The organism is Exiguobacterium sp. R-39, assembly GCF_049942815.1.
Classification (GTDB): Bacteria; Bacillota; Bacilli; order Exiguobacteriales; family Exiguobacteriaceae; genus Exiguobacterium_A.
The window spans coordinates 1961867-1983655 of sequence record NZ_CP187965.1; the positions used below are offsets into that span (position 1 = coordinate 1961867).

A 21789-nucleotide genomic window follows, 5' to 3' on the forward strand; every position below is an offset into this window, starting at 1 on the left:
CCGCCTTAGACATTCGTCAAGCGGACTCCTTGGACAAAAATATTCACAGATGTCACTTCTAAACCAAGTGCCTGGCTGAGTGAATATTTCACACGGCTCTGGACGTTGTTTGCGACTTCTGAGATTTTCGTACCGTAACTCACGATGATATGCATATCGATGTGAACTTGTTCTGATACCTGCCGCACGATGACACCACGGGCAAAGTTTTCGCGTTTCAGCAGTTCAGCCAGTCCGTCTTTGATTTGCGACTGGGATGCCATACCAACGACACCAAAACATTCCATCGCTGCTCCGCCTGCAAGTTGCGCAACGACATCATTGTCTACGTCAATTTTTCCATAAGTCGTTTTCATCTCGATCGCCACTTGAGTAGCCCCCTTTGTTAATTGTGTTCTTCTCATAATTCTACTATAAGGACCTACTATTGAAAAGTCGCCGTACTGACTATACAATGAATATGTGAAAAATAGTAGCGGTCAAATGAACTTTTACCATCATCCTCATTCATTATTTTAAATTTTGAGGTTGTCTGTCAAGTTTTTTTCTTGTCAGCTACTTTTTTTATGTTGCAACCGTCTTAACAGCATGCTAAGATAGCAAAGTGTCTATTAGGACGAACGCAAAACAACATAAAAGGAGGCGGAACACATGGCACGTAAATGCTACGTTACTGGGAAATCGCCGAAGTCGGGAAACAACCGTTCACACGCATTGAACAAAACGAAACGCACTTGGGGAATCAACGTACAAAAAGTACGTATCCTCGTTGACGGTAAACCTAAAAAGGTTTGGGTTTCAGCTCGAGCGCTCAAATCAGGTAAAGTCGAACGCGTATAAGGCGCAGTAACCGGATGGGAATCTTCCCTTCCGGTTCTTTTTTTATTTTTCTTATAAACTAATTGTCTGAATAATTGAAAACGCTTACAATAAGTGAGCAGTTATTTTTTTCAAGGGGGAAGGGTCAACATGCAGTTAAAAAGAGAAATGACAAGCCGACATCTCTTCATGATTTCACTAGGAGGGATTATCGGTACGGGACTGTTCCTCGGTTCTGGATTGACGATTTCGCAAGCGGGACCGCTCGGGGCGGTTCTCAGTTACATCGTGGGTGGGACCATCATGTATCTGACGATGTTATGTTTAGGGGAGATGGCTGTCCATATGCCGGTCTCAGGATCTTTCCAAACGTATACGACACGGTTCATCGGACCGGGTATCGGATTTGCCGTCGGTTGGATTTACTGGCTCGGTTGGGCTGTCACGGTGGCGCTCGAAATCACGGCAGCCGGCAGTCTGATGGATCGATGGTTTCCGGATACACCAATCGTCATCTGGTGTGCGATTTTCACCGTCATTTTATTCGGTCTCAATGCGGTCTCCGCAAAAGCCTTCGGGGAGGCTGAGTTTTGGTTTTCGAGCCTGAAAGTCCTTGCCATTCTATTTTTCATCGTGCTCGGGGGAGCGGCTTGGTTTGGCTGGATTGATATGGCGGCAGCACGTCCGGAAAGTTTGTTCGCCAATTTTACTTCAAACGGATTATTCCCGAACGGCGCCCTGGGGGTATTGACGACGATGATTGCCGTCAACTTTGCGTTCCAAGGAACCGAATTGATTGGGGTTGCTGCCGGAGAATCAAACGATCCAGAAAAATCGATTCCAAAAGCAATCCGTAATACCGTCTGGCGGACGTTCATCTTCTTCGTCCTCTCGATTACGATTGTCGGCGCCTTGATTCCTTACGAAACAGCCGGCGGCATCAGCAGTCCGTTCATCATGGTATTTGATGCCATCGGAATTCCTTATGCAGCTGATTTAATGAACATCGTCGTGTTGACAGCCTTACTGTCGGTCGGGAACTCGGGGTTGTACGCTGCTACTCGGATGTTATGGTCGATGTCACAAGAAGGCATGATTTCGAAAAAACTTGCCATCGTCAACTCACGCGGAGTACCTATGCGCGCTTTGTGCTTTACGATGCTGTTTGCGATGTTATCACTATTGACTGCCTTTTTCGCGGAAGATACCGTCTTCATCTGGTTGTTGTCACTCGCCGGACTCGGTGCGCAAGTCGGTTGGATTTCGATTTCCGCTTCACAGATCGCCTTCCGTCGTCAATTCATCAAAGAGGGACATGCTGTCAGTGAATTGAAATTCAAGACTCCGTTCTTCCCGGTCTTGCCGATTATCTCGTTCTCTTTAAACATGCTTGTACTGATCAGCTTGGCATTCCAAGCGGATCAACGGATTGCGCTGTATATAGGCGTTCCATTCTTCCTCTTGACGTGGGCCTCTTACCACCTGTTCGTCAAAGGAAAACATATTGCGGCTCAAACTGAACGTCAGGCAGCCAGCTCGACATTAAAATCTTAAAAAACTACAAAAAACGTGATCGACTTTTAGGATATCCTAAAGCCGATCACGTTTTTTAGTGGTCTGACAAACTTCTTAAAGCAATCACTTCACCGGTATGCACCGTCACGTTCGCCACTCCGTGATGTGTCCATTCATTGCTGACGGTCAATGATCCGCCGACCGGCACGTCATGATTCGTCAACGGGTACTTGACCCCGCGGAGGGTCAGACATGTCGGAACGAGCGGGATGAAAGAGAGATAGTGAAATCCATCTGCCTCGATCTCATACGTCCCCGGCTGTAAGAAACGAACCTCTTCCCGCTTCGTCATCAAGCGGACTGCCGGAAATTGTTTTAGCAGATAGACGTTTTGAAGCGTCATATCAAGTCGTCCTCCGGTCGCACCGAATATTAACACTTCCGTTGCTTCATACTGTTGACTGACATGTCGTAAAGCCAGTTCCAAGTCGGTCTCATCCTTTTCAGCCGGATGGATGATCGCTCCTTCCGGTTTGTATCCGAGAGAATCAAAGTCCCCAATCGCCAAGTCAAAAGCGAAACCTTGCTGTGCCAACACGGTGACACCTCCGTCAACAGCGATGACAACCGTCTTCTCATCCATAAACGGTTTCAGGGACGGGATGTCTTCCGCCGGACCGGCCGCTACAATCACAACCCGCATCAGACACCCCGTGCTGAATAACGAAGAAGTCGTGGTGCTGTCGTAAACAGGAGTCCTGCGACAATACCACATAACAGATACGATGGAACCATATACGTCGCGTTATAGATCAACGAATACGGGACGACCGGACCTTCCGCATACTCAGCGAAGAACACGATTCCACTAATGACGTGACAGACATAACGGAAACCTGCACCAAGCAATGTCGCACCTAGTACAATCGCCATTAGACGGCCATTTTTCCCGGCTGCTGCTGCTTTTTTGACTTGCCGTGCGAACAGTCCGCTCAGCCCGACGACTCCAAACGCGATCGTATAATCGAGTAACGGCTGGACGACCGTCAGGATTTGTGGAGCGAACATCAGTTGAATCGTTCCGACGAGCGCTCCCGTCACGACCCCACCGACAACGCCGTGACGAAACGCCATGACGAAAATCGGTAACATCGCTAAACTAATTGAACCACCTTGCGGCATTTTAAATGGGATCAATAAATCGAACACCACACCAAGACTTGCAAAGATTGCAATTTCCATTAACATTTGTAGCCGTTTCATCCTTTTTTCCTCCTAAAAAATAAAATCGCAGGACGGCAAAAAGGCAGTACGACGAACGCCGTACTGCCTGCGTGCGCCACATCCCTACGTCCGTCTGAACGGAACAGGTTCGAAGGGTTAAAGTCCAATCACTTCTCTCAGCCGCTTGACGCGACACCCCTTGCGGTCATCATTTAATTTTGATTCTGCCCCTATTATACGTGAGCAGCATTCCGAATACTAGTGATTGCTTCTGAATAATCCGGTGCATTGTAGATAGCGGAACCTGCAACAAGTACGTTTGCCCCATTCTCGATACATAATTTTGCTGTTTCCGCATTAACTCCACCATCGATTTCAATCTCGAAGGATAGATTTTGTTCTGCTTTCATTGCAGCCAGTTGATTTAATTTCTTCATCACACCTGGAATGAACGCTTGTCCGCCGAATCCCGGATTGACCGTCATCAATAAGACCATGTCCACATCTTCAAGCACGTGTTCGATCGTCGACAGCGGCGTATGCGGGTTGAGTACTACTCCTGCTTTCGCTCCAGCTGCTTTGATTTGTTGCAACACACGATGGACATGATTCGTCGCCTCCACGTGGAAGGTTACGATATCAGCACCTGCTGCAACGAAGGATTCGACAAAGTTTTCCGGACGATCAATCATGAGATGGACGTCGAGAACCATATCTGTTTTTTGACGTAAACTGCTTAATACAGGGAGTCCAAAGGAAATGTTCGGAACAAATTGACCATCCATGACATCAAAATGGATATAATCGGCTCCCGCCGCTTCAACTGCTTTGACATCCCGCTCTAAATTTGCAAAATCTGCTGATAAGATTGATGGTGCGATTTTAATCATCTTAATACCTCCGCGTCCGATTCTTGATTTCCTCTACAAACATACCATAATTCGTATACCGGGAAGCCATGATTTCATGGGCCTCGACGGCTTTTTTAACGGCACAACCGGGCTCATTCAAGTGCAGACAGCCACGGTACTTGCATTCGTCCTGTAAAGCAACAAATTCAGGGAAACACCATCGTAACTCCTCGAGTTCCATTTCGTGCGGAAAATCGAGATTCGAAAATCCCGGGGTATCTGCAATTAAGCCTTCGCCAAGCGGGATCAATGTCACATGACGGGTAGTATGGCGTCCACGACCAAGTGCCTTCGAAATATGACTCGTTTCCAGTGCCAATGAAGGTTCCAAGGCATTCAACAACGAACTTTTCCCTACACCGGATTGTCCGGCCAGGACACTCGTTTTATCTTTTAACAACGGACGGACAGATTCGACTCCGGCCAATGTCTCACTTGAAGTTTCGATGACGTGATATCCGATGGTCCGGTAAGCGGCAATGGCTTCCAATACCCCTTGTTCGGCTTCACCTTGTAACAAGTCCATCTTCGTCAAGATGATGATCGGTTGAATTTCCTTTGCTTCAATCAACACTAAAAACCGGTCCAACAGATGGGCAGAAAAATCAGGTTCTGCTGCCGATACGACCAACAAAGCTTGATCGATATTGGCAACTGGTGGGCGGACCAAGAAATTTTGACGGTCTTTTACTTCCAGGATATATCCGGTCTCACTTTCGATGTGTAACACGACTTCATCGCCGACGACAGGGCTGATGCCCCGTTTTCTGAAATTACCGCGTGCCCGTGAACGGATTTCACCTTGAGGCGTCATGACATCATAAAAGCCACCCTGTAAACGGATAATCGTTCCATCCCGATTATCTTCAATTCGATTTTCTGCCATCCTATGCCCTCCTTTGTCAGGATTAACGTCCTGCTCGTTATTCTTGTGATTTTGCCTGATTGTACGTAATCGTCTTCGCCCGGTAAACTTCGTCATCTTTATAAATCGTAATCTTGCCTTCTTCTCCCGGATCAATCGTCAATGGAACATCAAACGTTTCATCCTGATCAATCGATTCTTCGATGACGGTTCGTTTTCCTTTGGCATCTTCCGTCTCAATCCGGACGAGTTGACGTGGCGCAGGCTCCTCGTCTTCACTGACGCCATCATAGACTACTTTCTCGGGGAACGTCGCCGTGATGGTCTTTTCTTCCTCTCCGCGAGAAATAAAGACCGTTACCGAATCGTTCGGTTCGACTTGCGCACCGGCTTGCGGATATTGACGAATGACCTGATCGAGCGCGACCTCACTTGAGAACTCCTGTTCAAACGTCCCGTCCAGTCCCATCTCATCCAAATAAGCTTTTGCTTCAGCACTCGATAAGTCAGTCAAATCTTTCAGAACGAATACGGGTGATCCATTTGAGACCGTGATGGTAATCATCTGTTCTTTCGCGATGACTTCCGTTCCAGCTGAAATGGATTGCCGGATGACATTCCCACGTTTGATGTCTTCAGAGTCTTCCCGTTCGACATCCACTTTTTCAAAACCGCTGTCCTTTAAGATGGCGATCGCTTTTTTCTCTGTCTCATCTGAGACGTCCGGCACCTCGACCGGATCGCTTCCTGTCGAAACGATCAAATCCACCGTCGATCCTTTTTTAACCGTCGCCTGTTCACGCGGTGACTGACTGATGACGAACCCTTCTTCCACCGTATCACTTGAGCGTTCGGTCGATTCCACGATGAATCCCATTTTTTCAAGCTTCGTTTCCGCGTCGTCGGCATCTTTCCCCGTTACATCCGGAACGACGACCGTCGGGTCAGGCCACATGGCAAAAGTCGTTGCGGCTCCAGCCATTATGAATAACAACAATAAGATGATCCACCACGCACGTTTCTTTTTCTTTTCTGGTTTTGACATGACGGTAGCGACCTTCGGAACCGGTGCTGTGTGTTCGATGTCTGCTGTTGGCAGGGACACTGGACTGAGCACCATCGTTTTTTCCATCAAATCGTCACCGCGAATGCCTTCACTTGCCCGTTCAGCTGACATCGCGGTCACCATGTCTTCTTTGAAGGCAGCGACCGTTTGTTGCCGATCATGCGGCGCTTTCGAGAGAGCTTGCATGATGCAATTTTCTAAAGCTTGCGGCACAGCCGGATTTAACGAGGTCGGACGACGGGCAGTATCTTGCAGATGTTTCAGTGCGACAGCAACCGGTGAATCGCCTTCAAACGGAACTTGCCCCGTCACGAGTTCGTACAAAACGGCTCCCAGCGAATAAATATCTGATTTTTCATCCGCAAATTTTCCTTTTGCCTGTTCCGGCGAAAAGTAATGCACGGATCCAAGGACTGACATCGTGTGGGTCAGGGTCGCATTCGACATGGCGACCGCAATGCCGAAATCGGTCACCTTGACAGTCCCATCCTCACGGACCAGCATATTTTGCGGTTTGATATCGCGATGAATAATCCGGTGTGCATGGGCATGATCAATTGCATCACAAATTTGGCTGATGATGTCAATCGCTTTTGCGACCGGCAATGCTCGCCCTTCACAATACGTTTTCAGTGTCATGCCATCAATATATTCCATTACGATATAATAAATCGCTTCTTCTTCTCCTACGTCATAAACCGCGACGATGTTGGGATGATTTAAACTCGTCGCAGCATGTGCCTCTCGTTCAAATCGACGGATGAATTGTTCATCATGCGAAAACTCTGTACGTAAAATTTTGATTGCGACAGTTCGATTCAAGATTTCATCATATGCCTGATAAACGTTTGCCATCCCGCCATTTCCAACTAACCGTTCTATGCGGTAGCGGTCGTTCAATCGATCTCCGTAACGCATATTCAGATCCTCTCTCTTTCTTTAAAACGGATTGCAGCAATCGTAATGTTGTCTGCGCCTCCCCGGTCATTCGCCTCGGACACGAGACGTTCGACAATCGTATCGAGCGGTGCATCTTCTTGAAGCAACCGCTCGATGACTTCATGAGGCACCTCATCCGACAAGCCGTCGCTGCACACTAACACGATATCATAGTCCGGTGCATCCCGGACTTGAATGTCGACATCCACGGACTCGTTCGAACCGACGGATCGTGTAATGACATTACGACGGGGATGATTTTCAAGCTCTGCTTCCGATAATTCCCCTAATTGTTTGAGCATGTTGACATAGGAATGGTCATCCGTCAGCTGTTTTAATTGTCCTTCTTCCAGGGCATAGACGCGGCTGTCCCCTACGTGTCCAATGACAAGTAAATCATCCGACCAGCAGACACAGGCCATCGTCGTGCCGACAATCGACAAATTTTCGACTTGAGAAAAACGTTGAATCTGCGCATTGGCTTCTTTCACTAATCGTTCAATCCAGGAAGATAACTCCATCGGGCGGTTTGGCATATCTGCGTATGCTTCGGCAAAAATCTGCTTGACGATGGCACTCGCCGTTTCACCGGCTGCATGTCCCCCCATGCCGTCAGCGACGACAGCTAATCCTTGTGTCGCATCGCCTACCAATAAGACCGTGTCCTCATTTTTTGAACGGACCTTTCCAGTCGTCGTCAAATAAGCTAACTCCATACCCGTCCTCCTCATCGTTTTTTATTATCCTGTTGGTTCATTCACTTTTTTGAATGCAGCGATATAAAAACCATCTGTACCAAGTGATGTCGGGAGTAGTTTTAATTCAGCCCGTTCACCAATCAGCGATTGAACGGCTTCCGGCATCCGTGTTTTGAATGTCTCGTCAAAAACAAATCCTTGGCTGAGAATATAGTCCGTTTGCTGCTCATTTTCGAGCGGATCCATCGTACAGGTTGAATAAACGAATGTTCCATCCAGTTTGACCAGCGGAAGAACCGCTTCCAGAATCTGCCGCTGAATGACCGGCAACTGCGTTAAGTCTTCCGGACGTTTCGTCCACTTGATATCGGGTTTCCGGCGAATGACACCGAGTCCCGAACACGGTGCGTCGACCAACACCCGGTCAAACGACGCCTCCTCAAAACGTGTTCCCGCTTGACGGGCATCCAGTGCTTCCGCCTGAACATTTTCAAGTCCAAGACGAACTGCCTGTTTTTCTAGTAATTTCACTTTGTGTGGATGAAGATCCAGTGCCAACAACGAGCCGCTCGCCAAACCTTCCGCGATATGCATCGCTTTCCCGCCTGGGGCCGCACAGCTGTCCAAGACACGGTCTGTTGGTTGTGCGCCTAACGCTGCAGCAACCAGCATCGAACTTTCGTCCTGGAGCGACAGGTAACCACGTTCCAATAAATCCGTCTGTTGCACACTGCCACTGATGATTTCTAGACCGTCTGGTGCCGCATGGGCTGGTTTCGCACTGACGCCCTGGGCTTCCAGTAATTCAATCGCTTCTTGTCTGTCTGTCCGGGTCCGGTTGACACGTACGGTAACGGGGGCCGGTTCATTGTTCAGTCGGCACATCTGCCACGTTTCTTCTTCTCCGAATAATTCAATCCACCGTTCGACGAGCCATGCCGGATGGCTTGTTTCGATACTGATTCGGTCGACCACTGAAGGAATCGCTGAGAAATCAGGTTTTTCTTGTCGAAGGACGTTCCGCAACACACCGTTAACAACTTTCGCGATATGCGGTTTACCTCGTGTCTTGGCAATCTCGACTGCCTCGTTGATGACGGCGTGATCCGGAATCCGGTCGAGATAAAACAGTTGATAGACACTCATCCGTAATAACGGACGCATGAATGGGTCCAGCTTCTTTTGTTTCGTTAAGAACGGTTCTAAAATATAGTCGAGTGTCAATTCACGGCTGAGCGTTCCGTACACCAGTTCCGTATATAAGCCGACATCCGCTTTTGAGATAGCACGTTTTTCAAGCATCTGGTGGACGGAAATCGTGGAGAAAGCCCCACCTTGACCAATTTTTAATAAAGTTGTTACTGCTGCATCTCTGACATTCATGCTTGTTCGCCTACTTTCTGTCCAATCGTCAATGTCTGTCCGACACCACGCATAAATGTGGCACCGTCCATCCGTTTTTTTCCGGCCGGTTGTACATCTACTAATTTCAATGCGACATCAGATCCGGTTGCGATGACCGGTCCGTCGGCTTCGAGGGCAATGATTTCGCCCGCCGGTCCGTGACCCGGGACTTTTTCAGCAAAGTAGACTTTCAGACGGTCTGAACCAAGCATCGTATACGCACTCGGGAAGGGATTCATTCCGCGAATTTGATTGTATAACGCTTCTCCGGGACGTGAAAAATCAAGTCGTTCCCGTTCCCGGCTGATATTCGGAGAAAACGTGACGTCTTCCTCCCGTTGCGCTTCCGGTGTCAACGTACCTGCAATCAACTGCGGTAATGTTTCGATTAATAATCGGGCACCGGCAGCACTGAGCTTGTCAAACATCGTTCCGACCGTGTCACGCTCTTCAATCGGTACGATGATTTTTGATAACATATCTCCAGCATCCAACCGGTCCACCATATACATGATCGTGACTCCCGTTTCCGTTTCACCATCGATGATGGCTTGATGAATCGGAGCGCCGCCGCGATACTTCGGCAACAAGGACGCATGGACATTAATCGCACCATATCGCGGTGCTTCAAGCACGGCCGTCGGAACGATTTGTCCGTAAGCAGCGGTAATGATCAAGTCCGGTTTCAAATCGAGCAAGTCTTGATAATCTTCCCGGATTTTAACGGGTTGTAAGACAGGAATGTCGTGAGCCAGCGCAACTTCCTTCACCGGTGTTGGTTTGATTTCACGTTTGCGTCCGACGGGTTTATCCGGCTGGGAGACGACACCGACGACATCATAGCCGGCATCAATCACTTCCCGGAGCGTATTTGCAGCAAACTCTGGTGTTCCCATGAAAACGACACGAGGAGTTGCTTCCGTCTCCACTAATTTGTCCGTGAACAACACACCGTCCAAATGATCCATTTCGTGCTGGATGGCCCGTGCAAAAAAGCCGTTCGCCTTAATTTTGACACTTCGTCCAAGACGGTCCTGTGATTTGACAACGATTTGCTCGAACCGTTCGACCGGTCCGAAAATTCCCGGCATGCTCAAACATCCTTCGTCATCGATTTCTGAACCGGATGCTTCGATAATTTCCGGGTTAATCAGCTCGATTGGTCCCGTTTCATCATCCGTATGGACGACGGCGACACGAATCGGCTGATTGATTTGCGGCGCAGCGAGTCCGACGCCGTCATATTCGTACATCGTATCGAACATACGATCAATCATTTTCCCTAATTTCTTATCAAACTTCGTTACTCGTTGGCATTTTTGAAGCAATACTTCATTTGGTACTTCTACAACTTTATACATAGTTTGCCACCTCACATGAATACAAATGGATTTAAATCCACTGTTACTTGGACTTTTTGTTTGATGCGTAATGCAAGCATCGCACGGAGTGCCTCCCGTACTTCTTCTTGACCTTTATGTTTTAAAATCACCTGTTGGCGATACATGTTTTTCAACCGTGCGAGCGGGGCTTCGAGCGGACCGTTGACAATTAAATCGTCTGATTCCAAATGCCGGAGTTGTCCGGCAATCGCTTCTGCTTCCGCTTGGGCTTCAAGCGGATGGGCCGCTGAAATCGTGATCAATCCTAAAAACCAGAAGGGCGGGTGCCCCCCTAATTTGCGCAACTGCATTTCCCGCTTATAAAACGCTTCATAGTCATGCCGTTTTGCCGTCTGGATGACGTAATGATCCGGGTTATACGTCTGGATGATCGATTGACCGGCAAGCGCTCCCCGACCGGCCCGCCCTGAAACCTGTGTGATCAACTGAAACGTTCGTTCACTCGCCCGAAAATCGGGAATTCCGAGTGTGGCATCCGCAGCAATGACACCGACCAGTGTCACATTCGGAAAATCAAGTCCTTTTGCAATCATTTGTGTCCCGAGCAAAATATTTCCTTCGCCGCGCTCAAACGCATTTAGTAATTTTTCATGCGCCCCTTTACGTGACGTCGTGTCTTGATCCATCCGAATGATTTTGGCTTCCGGAATTAAATGTGCCAGTTCTTCTTCGATTTTTTGCGTTCCGGTACCGAACTGCCGAATTTTTTTCGATTCACACGACGGACACGTTTTCGGCATCGCTGCTTCAAATCCACAATAATGACACTTCAGACAATCTTGGTGTTGATGATAAGTCAGATTGACAGCGCAATGAGGACATTGAAGCGTTTCTCCACAATCCCGGCACAGCACGAATGTCGTGTATCCCCGTCGATTGAGGAGCAAGACCGTCTGTTCGCCCCGCTCGATGCGCTGTTTGATTCCTTCGACAAGCGCGAGGCTGAACGGCGTTCGATTGCCGCGTTCTAGTTCTTTTCGCATATCGATGATCTCGACCGGTGGAAGTTCGCCTCCGAATCGTTCTGTCAGAGGGAGGTAACGATAGACCCCTTTCTGAGAGCGTGCATACGTCTCTAGAATCGGCGTCGCACTTCCAAGGACGACGGGACATTTATGGTATGCCGCTCGCCATGTTGCCACGTCCCGGGTATGATACCGCGGATTTTCTTCTTGTTTATAGGTCGTTTCATGTTCTTCGTCTAAAATGATCACACCGATGTTCGTTAACGGTGCAAAAATCGCAGATCGTGCTCCGACGACGACGTCCACTTCTCCATGCGAAATCTTGCGCCATTCATCGTATTTTTCACCTAACGACAACCCGCTGTGAAGCACGGCGACACGGTCACCGAACCGTCGTTTAAAACGTTTGACCATCATCGGTGTCAAACTGATTTCCGGTACGAGCAGAATGGCTTGGCGTCCCCGTTCAAGCATGGTATGAATCGATTCGAGATACACTTCCGTTTTCCCGCTCCCGGTCACCCCATGGAGTAAAAACGTATTCGTTTCATCCGGTGCCGTAATCGCATCGACGGCATCCTGCTGGTGCGTCGTCAACGTAGAAGGAACAAAGATATCCTGGACAAGATGTTCATACGGATTCCGGTTCACATCAATCGTCTCAACCGTAATGACGCCTTTTTTCTCCAGACTATTGAGAATGCTGACGGTCAAATCGAGTTCGTGCATCACTTCACTCCATAACACCTCCGGACGTTCCATCAGATAATCACGAAACAGGATCTGCTTGGTAGCTTGTTTTGATAATTCAATCGTCTCATCAAGCAGGCGGATCCGTTTGTCCGTTTTAGAGGTTTTCTTTTCTTTGACAACCGGTTGGAGGTGCACCTCTCCCTTTTGAGCAGCTACTAAAATCTGTTGCTGGACCTCACTCGGAAACTGGCTGATTTTCTTCTGATTCCAGTGAACCAGTCGCGGGTCTTCCGCCAAAATCAGTTTATCATAACTGACTTTCAAAGCAGCAGGTAACATCGCGAGGAGCGCTGTCGCCTGATAGCAAAGTGTCGTCTCTGATAAATAACCCGACAGTCGAAGTAATTCTTCCGTATACGTCGGGGTCTCATCGAGAACACGTACGATCGGTTTGATTCTTGCGAGATCGGTCTCATCCTTCACGTCTACGACGATTCCGAGTAAGGAGCGCGGACCAAACGGAACTTCGACACGCATACCGGGAACGACGAGATCACGCCATAAATCCGGTACTTCATAGTCAAATGGCCGATCGACCGTCGCAGCGGCGACATCGACGATGACTTCAGCAATCATCGTAAGGCCTCCGCGAACTGTTCGATTAATGCGGTTGCTAATCGGGTCTTCGATTGTTGATCGTAATGGACGGCTCCATTACTTTTACCGTAGACCGTGACTTGATTTTCATCACTTGAAAAACCGATATCCGAACGTGAGACATCATTCGCCACGATGAAATCCGCCTGTTTTCGAATTAATTTTTGTTTCGCATGTGTTTCCAGGTTTTCCGTCTCTGCTGCAAAACCAACTAAAATCTGTTTGGTCTTCCGCTCACCAAGTGTTCGTAAGATATCAGTCGTCTCTTCCAGTTCAATCCGTAATGGTCCGTCGATTTTCTTTTGTTTGCGATCATACTGGACAGTCGGGCGATAATCTGCGACCGCCGCTGCCATGATGACCAAGTCTTGTTTGTCATAGACGGCTAACATCGCTTCGAGCATCTCCTCACCGGATTCGACAGCAATCGTCGTCATACCGGTCGGCACTGTCCCACGGACCGGACCGTGAACAAGTGTGACGGTCGCTCCGGCATCCCGAGCCGCTTCCGCAAGCGCGATGCCCATCTTTCCAGATGAATCGTTCGTCAAATAACGAACCGGATCAATTCGTTCCACCGTCGGACCGGCACTGATCAAGACATGACGATTTCCCAGTTTTTTGGTTTCGAAAAGACCGGATAATGTCTCGACCAATTCTTCCGGTTCAGGCAACCGCCCTTTTCCGACCCAACCGCATGCCAAATTCCCGACGCCGGGTGCAATCAAATGGACTCCGTCTGCCATCAGCCGGTCCATATTTCGTACCGTCGCCGGATGTTCGAGCATATTGACGTTCATCGCCGGAGCGACAACGACGGGACAAGTCGCAGCCAAGATGGTCGTCGTGATAAAATCGTCGGCAATCCCGTGGGCAAGTTTCGCAATCAGATTCGCTGTTGCAGGAGCAACGACAATCAAATCGGCTTCATCTGCTAAATCGATGTGGGCAATCTTGGATGCATCATGCTCAATGAAGACATCATCATAGACCGGTTTCCGCGTCAGTGCGGCAAACGTCGTTTTCCCGACGAATTGTTGGGCATTCTTCGTCATCGCGACTTGAACGTTCGCTCCGGCCTGAACGAGCTTCGATGCCAAGGCCGCTGCTTTATATGAAGCGATTCCGCCTCCGACACATAATAGGATGTTACGATTCGTTAGCATGATGAATTCCTCCTTATTGAAAAAAACAGCCACAATGAGGAGTGGCTGCTTCAAAATTAGTCTTGCGGTTGGTTCGTAACCACGACTTCACCAGAAAAGAGTTCTTCGAGCGCTTTTCCGACTGGTTTGTATGATTTCGGGTTCGCTACTTTCACGCGTTTCCCGTCTTGGATTTGACGCGCACGTTTTGCTGCGACCGTCACGATTGTGTATTTCGAAGGCACCGTCTTTTGAAGCTTGTCTACTGATGGATATAACATGTTATTTGACCTCCATGGCTTTTTTATACAAGGACGCAACGCGTTCCCGGCTACAATGTTCTGCAGTGACGATTGCTTGAATTCTGTCACATGCTTTGTGGATCTCATCATTCGTGACGACGTAATCATAAGCATCCATCATCTCAATCTCTTCTTTCGCGACAAGAAGACGTTGTTTGATGACTTCCTCTGATTCCGTTCCACGTCCAACAAGTCGGTTACGAAGTTCCTGTAGACTTGGCGGAGCCAAAAACAGAAAAACAGCTTCCGGAAAATGTTCCTTAACCTGCATCGCACCCTGCACTTCAATTTCTAAGATGACGTCTTTTCCTTCATCCAAGATTTTGTTGACCCAATCGACGGGTGTACCATAGTAATTGCCGACGAATTCCGCATGCTCGAGCAATTGATTATTGGCAATCATACTTTCGAATTCTTCACGTGTCTTGAAGAAATAATGGACACCATCCACTTCTCCCTCACGCGGTTTGCGTGTCGTACATGACACCGAATAGTGCAAATTGTTGTCTTCGTCTTCGCGTAAAGCACGGCAAACTGTTCCTTTACCGACACCACTCGGACCAGACAATACGAGTAATAAGCCACGCTCTTTAAAAATCACTTCAGAACCCCTCCATCTAACAAACTTCACATTGTTTCATATTAGCAGTAGAGACAGGAAGTTCGCAAGTGGTCTTTTTCAGCTCGACTGCTTAATCATACCATAAACGTGCACTTTCTGTTACCTTTAGAAAGTGGAAACGAAATCAAGAAAGAAGGTAATATCATGGCTTTTGATGGACTAATGACGACACGTGTCGTCCGGGAACTCCAACCGCTCGTTGGAGCACGGATTAATAAAATACATCAACCGTATGCACTCGATTTGATTTTCAGTGTCCGGGCAGAACGAAAAAACGTGATGTTGCTCGCATCGGCCAATGCCATGTACGCACGGCTTCATCTGACATCGGAGTCGACCAGCAATCCAAGCGAACCCCCGATGTTTTGTATGATGCTCCGGAAGCATCTTGAAGGTGGATTCATCGAATCGATCGAACAACTCGGACGTGACCGGGTCATTTTAATGCGCGTCCGTTCACGAAACGAACTCGGAGACGAAGAAGCCAAGAAGCTGTACATCGAACTGATGGGCCGCCACTCCAACATCTTGCTGACAGATGGACAGGATAGAATTTTAGATGCCATCAAACATCTTCCGCTCAGCCAAAATACATTCCGGACTATCATGCCGGGTTTACAGTATCAATTGCCACCGGAACAGGATAAAGTCGATCCGTTGACCGGTGACATCGAACAGACGTTACACCTGATTGATTGGAATGCCGGGAAAATCGATCGTCAATTATTAGGATTGTTCAGTGGTTTTTCACCACAAATCACTGCCGAGATCGTATCACGGGCCGGACATTCAAACCGGACGTCACTGGCGCAGGCAATTCATTCCATACTGGGCGAACTGAAAGGACCTTATTATTTCCAGCGTCTCGCAAACGGAAAAGAACGGTTCTCGCCTGTCGCGCTCCATCATGGAGAGATTGTTGAAGAAAAGACGTTCGCAACTAGCGGAGACGTCCTCGATGCGTTTTTCCACCAGAAATCGAATCGGGATCGCGTCAAACAGCAGGCTGCCGACCTGGAACGGTTCATCAAAAATGAATACGATAAAAATATTCTCAAACGAACGAAACTCGAGCGTGATCTCGCCGCCACTGAAAAGATGGACGAGTTGAAACATAAAGGGGAATTATTGACGACCTACCTGTACCAGCTCGAACGCGGGATGAAAGAAGCAACGGTCGTCGATTATTATGAGGAAGACGGCAAGGAAATTACGATTGCCCTTGATCCCCGCTTTTCACCGAATGAAAATGCCCAGCGCTATTACAAACGGTACAACAAACTGAAGACCGCTAAAATCGAAGTGGCGAAGCAACTTGAGAAAAATCAGCTCGAAATCAATTATTTTGAGTCATTGCTGGCGCAACTCGAGGTCGCTTCCCCGGAAGATATTCGGGAGATGCGGGAAGAGCTCGTCGAAGAAGGTTATGTTCGGGAGCGTAGTAAAAAGAAAAAGAAACCGCTCGTCCCGAAACTCGAGTCGTATCAATCTTCGACGGGTATTCCATTTTTCGTCGGGAAAAACAATAAACAAAATGATTATGCGACCTTTAAATTTGGACGTCGGTCCGAGACGTGGTTGCATACAAAAGATATTCCCGGTTCACACGTCATCATTCGCAGTGAACAGCCGGATGAGACTACCCTGAAAGAAGCAGCAATTGTCGCCGCCTACTATTCAAAAGCACGTGAATCGAGTCAGGTCCCGGTCGATTTCACAGAACTCCGTCATGTCAAAAAGCCGAGTGGTGCAAAACCGGGATTCGTCATCTATACGGATCAAACGACACTTTACGTCACACCGGACGCCGATCTCGTCCAGTCATTGCGGACATCTTAAACCAAAACGTCGCCCTCACTCTTTTTCGATTGAAAAAGGGTCTCGAGGACGACGTTTTTTATTTCATTTTTTCGAGTTGTTCCCGGTAATCTAGCAAGTGTCCGTTGATGATGTCTTTGACCTCACTGACTTCCTGGTCAAAGCTGAACATCGGCTGATCGCGTTCATGTGAAAAGATCACATCATAATGATGGCTGAGCAGAAAATCGATTTCTTGTCCAAGTATCTTCTCCTGCTCGTCTGACATCGGCAAGTCACGATGACTGGCGATACTCTCGAGAAGCAACAGAAGTTTATCTTCCAGATCAACAAGCTGTTTCAATTGAATGAACGCTTTACTCTGACCACTGGCAACCAGTGGATATTTCTGATCTTCTTGCAACATGATGATCATTTCCTCATGTTTTAAGACCTGTTTACGGACCGTCAGTAATTTCGCATCGTCTTTGACCAGACTCCGCCAGTCCTCCATCAATTGTTTGGTCGTCTTTTTGACGAACAACAACAAGCGGTCTTCGTAGTGCGGCGGGAAGACGATATAGTTGACGGCGACAGCGGATAAGACGCCGACGACCGTCAATAAAGACCGAGTCAACGCGTAATGGACATAGTCAGCTGTCGGACTCTCAAACATCAGGACGATCGCAAAAGCGGCAAACGTCGACATGTCGGTCCGTCCAATCATCGAGTTGAAGACAAGCGAAACGATGACCGCGAGACCAATCGTCAACGGATTTGCTCCAAGCGTAGCGACGACCGCCAGTCCACAAACTAATCCAAGAATCGTTCCTAAAATCCGATTGAAGACGATTTTAAACGACCGGTGAATCGTCGGTTGCATCGCAACGATGGCAGCGACGGCGCCCATACCTGAATAGATCCCGAAGACATACCAGGAAAAGCTGAGGGCAATCGCTACAGCGATTCCGGTCTTGATCGTCCGGAGACCAATACGAAACTGGAATTTCACTCGAGCGTCACCTGCCCGACTTCACTCTCGACAGTCACTTCCGGTTTTTCTTGTTTGGATAACTCGAATAAAGCCACATCGTCGTCTTTTTGTTTCGTATACCGGTCGGAGGCTTTAATGTCTCCCTCTGTCGTTACAGCAATCGTTCCCGCTGCTTTCGTTGGTTTCAATCGAATCGGACCATCAATCGTTGAGACGGTCAAATCGAGTTTTGCACCGTATTCCGATAAACTGACCGATTCTGCCGTCACTTCAGCATGGACGGCATTCATATTCGATGCTTTGACATTGCCTTTACCTGTCAGAACAATATCGTCGGCGTCCATTTTATTTAAGTCCATCGTCTCGGCTGACAGATTAATTGATTTGGCATAAACACCCATCCCTTTGATCGACTCGGCGTCGACATCAATACGATTCATATAGTTCGGTAATCCGACTTGAATCGAAAAATCACCCGGCTTCTCACTCGGACGGTTCCCGAGTCGTGCTGCAAATCCGTCTCGCCCTGTCACCGTCAATGTATTTCCTGACGTCCCGATCTTTAATCGTTTTTGACTTGACGCACTATCGACCAATTTCAATTGAACGTTTCCGTCCGTACTCCGGACAAAGTTGATCGTGCCGTTCGGGGCATCGATTTGCAACGTTTTATACCGCTTCGTCGTTTTAAATGCTTCGCCCCGCGATAAGGAATCCGTCGTCAAAAACAACGTCACCGCATATAAAACCAGCAAACTTAAAAGAACCGATCCATACACAATCAGTGGACGCCGGATCGGTTTGCGGGTACCAATCCGATCAAATGATGCCGTCATTTTCCGTCGTTTGTCCTTTAGCCGCGTAAACGAGGATTGTTTGCGTTTTCGTTCTGTTCTGCTTGTGTTCTCCTCCATTGGTCTACCTCCATCCAATTCTCTCCCATTATTCCGAATTTATGATTCGTCTGTCAACATTCCTTCTTTATCATACGAAATTGTTCACATATTGCCATCGGGCGGAGGTTGGAGCACAACAAAAAACGAACACCTCTTCCTGCTTTATCAGAAAAAGTGTCCGTTTCGATTACCGAAGACCCTTCGCATGGAAGGGCTCACTGTATTTTAGAGTTCGATGGATGCATCAATTTTTAACGCATGACCCGTCTGCCCTTGTGCTTCGAGATTCGCACAAAATGCCTCGGCGTCCTGTTTGATTAAATCGAACGTATCGTAATGAACCGGAACGACCGCTTTCGCTTGCAGCATGTCTGCTGCAACTAACGCATCATCAGGTCCCATCGTATAGTTATCCCCGATTGGCAAGAAGGCGAGGTCGATATCATAATGCGCACCGTAGAGCGCCATATCACCAAACAGTGCTGTATCTCCCGCATGATAAATGACTTTTTCTTCAATCGTCAATAAGAAACCGGCTGGCATCCCCATATACGTGATCGTCTGTTTTTCTTCGTCAATGATGCTTGAAGAGTGGAATGCCTGCGTCATTTTGACTTTACCAAACGGAAACTCGAACTGTCCGCCCAGGTTCATCGGATGCACGTTCAATCCTTTGAAGCTGAGGTAAGTCGCCAGTTCATGTGTTGCGACAATCGTTGCGCCGGTCGCTTTTGCGATGGCTTCTGCATCCAGCATATGATCAGCGTGTGCATGCGTCAGCAAGATAAAATCTGCTTTGACGTCTTCCGGTTTTGTCATCGCGTGATCGTTACCGCTGAAAAACGGATCAATCACGATATGGTGCCCGTTCGTTTCGATGGTGACAGTAGACTGTCCATGATAAGTCAACTTCATCTAAAATGACCTCCTGAGATTAATGGTATCAACAGAAGACTTAGTTCCCTTCTCCCCAGGCACATAAACCTTTTACCGCAGGTTGCAACGTATAAGCGGCGTCTGTCAAGCGGTACTCGACATGCAGGACGGCTTCATCAAATTCAATCCGTTCGACCATCCCGAGCCGTTCGAGTTCCTTTAACTGATCGGTCAAGACTTTCCGGGAAATACCGGGAATCGCGCGTTGTAACTCTAAAAAACGTTTCGGACCGTCCTCTAGCGTGCAATATAACTGTGGACGCCATTTCCCGCCGATGATGGCGAGCGCCCGATTGACTGGAAATTGTTCTGTCGTCATTACTTCCGTCTCTCCTTCAGGTAGTTACTTCAAAGTGCGTACTATGCAGTCGAGTGTATCGTAAGTTATCGTTGTCGTAAATCAAAATGCAAAGGAGCTGGATGTTATGACATATCCACGTAATTTTTCGCACATCGGACTGTCTGTCCCAAATTTAGAACAAGCCATTTCGTTTTACTCGGAGGTCATGGGCTGGTATATCATCATGGAACCGTCCGATGTCGTAGAAGACGATTCACCAATCGGTGTCATGTGTACGGATGCCTTCGGAGCCGGCTGGGAAAAATTCCGCATTGCGCATATGGCGACGGGTGACCGGGTCGGGATCGAGTTATTTGAGTTCCCGAACAACGAAAAACCGGAAAACAACTTTGAATTCTGGAAAACAGGCATTTTCCACTATGCGATTCAAGATCCGGACATCGAAGGCATGGTCGAAAAAATCGTCGCGCACGGCGGCAAACAACGGATGCCGATCCGTGAATATTATCCGGGCGAAAAACCGTACCGGATGGTGTACTGTGAAGATCCGTTCGGCAACCTCGTTGAACTGTACTCCCATTCGTATGAACTGACCTACTCGGAAGGAGCGTATTAAAATGAAAGCATGGCTAAATCACGCAGGCGACACTATCGATCAATGGACATTTGAAGAAGTCGAAACACCCACACCGGGTGAAGGGCAGGCCATGATTCGCGTCCAAGCCGCCGCCTTGAATCCTGTTGATTATAAAGCGACGAAAAATCCGGCTTGGACGTACCCGCATATTCCGGGTGTTGATTTAACCGGTATCGTTGAACAAGTGGAGAAAAACGTAACGGGTGTCGAGCCCGGTGACCGGGTGGCAATCCATACGAACCTCCAAAAAAACGGAACCTTTGCGGAATATGCAGTCGTCGATGCCCGTGCCCTGGCCAAAATTCCGGATGCTGTCAGCTTCACCGAGGCAGCGGCGATTTTGTGTGCCGGGATGACCGCCTATGAAGCAATCGTTCAAAAGATGAACACGACCGGTAAAGAAACGATCCTCATCCATGCCGGTGCAGGTGGTGTCGGCGGAATCGGTATTCAACTTGCCAAACGTCTCGGGTTATCCGTTGCGACGACGGCCTCAAAGGAAAATCACGATTGGGTCAAGAAACTCGGTGCGGATCTTGCCATCGACTATAAAAAAGAAAACGTGACAGAAGCCATCCGAAACTGGACGAACGGTCGCGGTGCTGATTTGATTTTCAACACGGTAGGTCGTGATGAAGCAACAGCGGATTTCGGACGCCTCGCTTTTTCCGGTCAACTTGCCTTCATCGCCGGTGGACCCGATCAATCGGTCGTCAAACCGTTTACGCTCTCTCCGTCCGTTCATGAAGTCGCACTCGCTGCTGCTTATGCGAGCGAAGATGACCGTGCCATCCGGAATCTCGGTCATATGGCAAGTGAGCTTCTAAAACTCGTTGCAGCAAAAGAACTGGATCCGCTCGTCACGGAAGAAATTCCGGCGGCAGACATCGTCAAAGGCTTACAACGTTTGTCAGAGCGCCACGTCCGCGGAAAAATCATCGCGACGTTTTAACATATCTTATTTCTACAACAAAAGCAGCAGTACTTCCTCATGATTCAG

Annotated in this window: 22 protein-coding genes and 1 riboswitch; of the genes, 5 read left to right on the forward strand and 17 right to left on the reverse strand. The window is 48.3% G+C overall.

Features of this window, described 5'->3' with window-relative positions:
• Positions 1-5: 5 nt before the first annotated feature.
• Positions 6-368 carry an Asp23/Gls24 family envelope stress response protein gene (locus ACP26N_RS10440; protein WP_026827974.1) on the reverse strand — a complete coding sequence of 121 codons (363 nt, stop codon included), beginning with the start codon at positions 366-368 and terminating at the stop codon, positions 6-8.
• A gap of 283 nt (positions 369-651) precedes the next feature.
• Here ACP26N_RS10440 and rpmB point away from each other — a divergent pair, with 283 nt between their 5' ends.
• Both rpmB and ACP26N_RS10450 read left to right on the forward strand, forming a co-directional pair.
• Positions 652-840, forward strand: coding sequence for a 50S ribosomal protein L28 (gene rpmB / locus ACP26N_RS10445; protein WP_012370787.1), 189 nt, complete (start codon positions 652-654; stop codon positions 838-840).
• A gap of 129 nt (positions 841-969) precedes the next feature.
• Entirely contained in the window at positions 970-2373 is a 1404-nt protein-coding gene (locus ACP26N_RS10450) for an amino acid permease (protein WP_131502608.1), read from the forward strand.
• A 55-nt stretch (positions 2374-2428) separates the two neighbouring features.
• Here the strand turns inward: ACP26N_RS10450 and ACP26N_RS10455 are convergent, their stop codons facing one another.
• The 12 genes from ACP26N_RS10455 to gmk all read right to left on the reverse strand — a co-directional run bounded on the left by ACP26N_RS10455 (position 2429) and on the right by gmk (position 15204).
• Positions 2429-3037 carry a thiamine diphosphokinase gene (locus ACP26N_RS10455; RefSeq protein ID WP_131502609.1) on the reverse strand — a complete coding sequence of 203 codons (609 nt, stop codon included), beginning with the start codon at positions 3035-3037 and terminating at the stop codon, positions 2429-2431.
• Positions 3037-3597 carry an energy-coupled thiamine transporter ThiT gene (thiT, locus tag ACP26N_RS10460; RefSeq protein WP_131502610.1) on the reverse strand — a complete coding sequence of 187 codons (561 nt, stop codon included), beginning with the start codon at positions 3595-3597 and terminating at the stop codon, positions 3037-3039. The genes ACP26N_RS10455 and thiT overlap by 1 nt, the downstream gene beginning before the upstream one ends.
• A 64-nt stretch (positions 3598-3661) precedes the next feature.
• Positions 3662-3768: riboswitch (TPP riboswitch) on the reverse strand.
• A 23-nt stretch (positions 3769-3791) separates the two neighbouring features.
• Positions 3792-4448 (reverse strand): ribulose-phosphate 3-epimerase, encoded by a 657-nt coding sequence (gene rpe, locus ACP26N_RS10465; RefSeq protein ID WP_131502611.1) that lies wholly within the window; start codon positions 4446-4448, stop codon positions 3792-3794.
• 1 nt (position 4449) lies between these two features.
• The gene (rsgA, locus tag ACP26N_RS10470; protein WP_188004513.1) at positions 4450-5355 is read right to left on the reverse strand and encodes a ribosome small subunit-dependent GTPase A; all 906 of its coding nucleotides are present in this window, start codon (positions 5353-5355) and stop codon (positions 4450-4452) included.
• Positions 5356-5392: 37 nt separating this feature from the next.
• Positions 5393-7318 (reverse strand): Stk1 family PASTA domain-containing Ser/Thr kinase, encoded by a 1926-nt coding sequence (pknB, locus tag ACP26N_RS10475; RefSeq protein ID WP_131502613.1) that lies wholly within the window; start codon positions 7316-7318, stop codon positions 5393-5395.
• Positions 7319-7320: 2 nt separating this feature from the next.
• Positions 7321-8055 carry a Stp1/IreP family PP2C-type Ser/Thr phosphatase gene (locus ACP26N_RS10480; RefSeq protein ID WP_131972498.1) on the reverse strand — a complete coding sequence of 245 codons (735 nt, stop codon included), beginning with the start codon at positions 8053-8055 and terminating at the stop codon, positions 7321-7323.
• 24 nt (positions 8056-8079) lie between these two features.
• Complete coding sequence (gene rsmB / locus ACP26N_RS10485; protein ID WP_131972497.1) at positions 8080-9420, reverse strand: 16S rRNA (cytosine(967)-C(5))-methyltransferase RsmB; 1341 nt, start codon at positions 9418-9420, stop codon at positions 8080-8082.
• Entirely contained in the window at positions 9417-10802 is a 1386-nt protein-coding gene (gene fmt, locus ACP26N_RS10490) for a methionyl-tRNA formyltransferase (RefSeq protein WP_426353787.1), read from the reverse strand. Before fmt ends, rsmB begins: the two co-directional genes overlap by 4 nt.
• 11 nt (positions 10803-10813) lie before the next feature.
• Positions 10814-13138 carry a primosomal protein N' gene (gene priA / locus ACP26N_RS10495; RefSeq protein ID WP_426353788.1) on the reverse strand — a complete coding sequence of 775 codons (2325 nt, stop codon included), beginning with the start codon at positions 13136-13138 and terminating at the stop codon, positions 10814-10816.
• Complete coding sequence (coaBC, locus tag ACP26N_RS10500; RefSeq protein ID WP_131502618.1) at positions 13135-14325, reverse strand: bifunctional phosphopantothenoylcysteine decarboxylase/phosphopantothenate--cysteine ligase CoaBC; 1191 nt, start codon at positions 14323-14325, stop codon at positions 13135-13137. The genes priA and coaBC overlap by 4 nt, the downstream gene beginning before the upstream one ends.
• Before the next feature lie 56 nt (positions 14326-14381).
• Positions 14382-14585: a DNA-directed RNA polymerase subunit omega gene (rpoZ, locus tag ACP26N_RS10505; protein WP_012370799.1), complete on the reverse strand. Its 204-nt coding sequence runs from the start codon at positions 14583-14585 to the stop codon at positions 14382-14384.
• Between the two features lies 1 nt (position 14586).
• The gene (gmk, locus tag ACP26N_RS10510; RefSeq protein ID WP_188005445.1) at positions 14587-15204 is read right to left on the reverse strand and encodes a guanylate kinase; all 618 of its coding nucleotides are present in this window, start codon (positions 15202-15204) and stop codon (positions 14587-14589) included.
• 168 nt (positions 15205-15372) lie between these two features.
• Between gmk and ACP26N_RS10515 the strand changes: the two genes are divergently transcribed.
• Positions 15373-17067, forward strand: a complete 1695-nt coding sequence (locus ACP26N_RS10515; protein WP_426353790.1) for an Rqc2 family fibronectin-binding protein — start codon at positions 15373-15375, stop codon at positions 17065-17067.
• A gap of 58 nt (positions 17068-17125) precedes the next feature.
• Here the strand turns inward: ACP26N_RS10515 and ACP26N_RS10520 are convergent, their stop codons facing one another.
• The 4 genes from ACP26N_RS10520 to ACP26N_RS10535 all read right to left on the reverse strand — a co-directional run bounded on the left by ACP26N_RS10520 (position 17126) and on the right by ACP26N_RS10535 (position 20170).
• Complete coding sequence (locus ACP26N_RS10520) at positions 17126-18037, reverse strand: FUSC family protein (RefSeq protein WP_214852717.1); 912 nt, start codon at positions 18035-18037, stop codon at positions 17126-17128.
• Positions 18034-18933, reverse strand: a complete 900-nt coding sequence (locus ACP26N_RS10525) for a DUF4097 family beta strand repeat-containing protein (RefSeq protein ID WP_426353792.1) — start codon at positions 18931-18933, stop codon at positions 18034-18036. Before ACP26N_RS10525 ends, ACP26N_RS10520 begins: the two co-directional genes overlap by 4 nt.
• Before the next feature lie 207 nt (positions 18934-19140).
• Positions 19141-19830, reverse strand: a complete 690-nt coding sequence (locus ACP26N_RS10530; RefSeq protein WP_131502622.1) for a metal-dependent hydrolase — start codon at positions 19828-19830, stop codon at positions 19141-19143.
• Between the two features lie 40 nt (positions 19831-19870).
• Positions 19871-20170, reverse strand: a complete 300-nt coding sequence (locus ACP26N_RS10535) for a winged helix-turn-helix transcriptional regulator (RefSeq protein WP_114595454.1) — start codon at positions 20168-20170, stop codon at positions 19871-19873.
• Between the two features lie 106 nt (positions 20171-20276).
• On the opposite strand from ACP26N_RS10535, the gene ACP26N_RS10540 reads away from it, so the two are divergent.
• Complete coding sequence (locus ACP26N_RS10540; protein WP_426353794.1) at positions 20277-20768, forward strand: lactoylglutathione lyase family protein; 492 nt, start codon at positions 20277-20279, stop codon at positions 20766-20768.
• A gap of 1 nt (position 20769) precedes the next feature.
• Positions 20770-21741, forward strand: coding sequence for a zinc-binding dehydrogenase (locus ACP26N_RS10545; RefSeq protein WP_214852729.1), 972 nt, complete (start codon positions 20770-20772; stop codon positions 21739-21741).
• Positions 21742-21789: the final 48 nt, after the last annotated feature.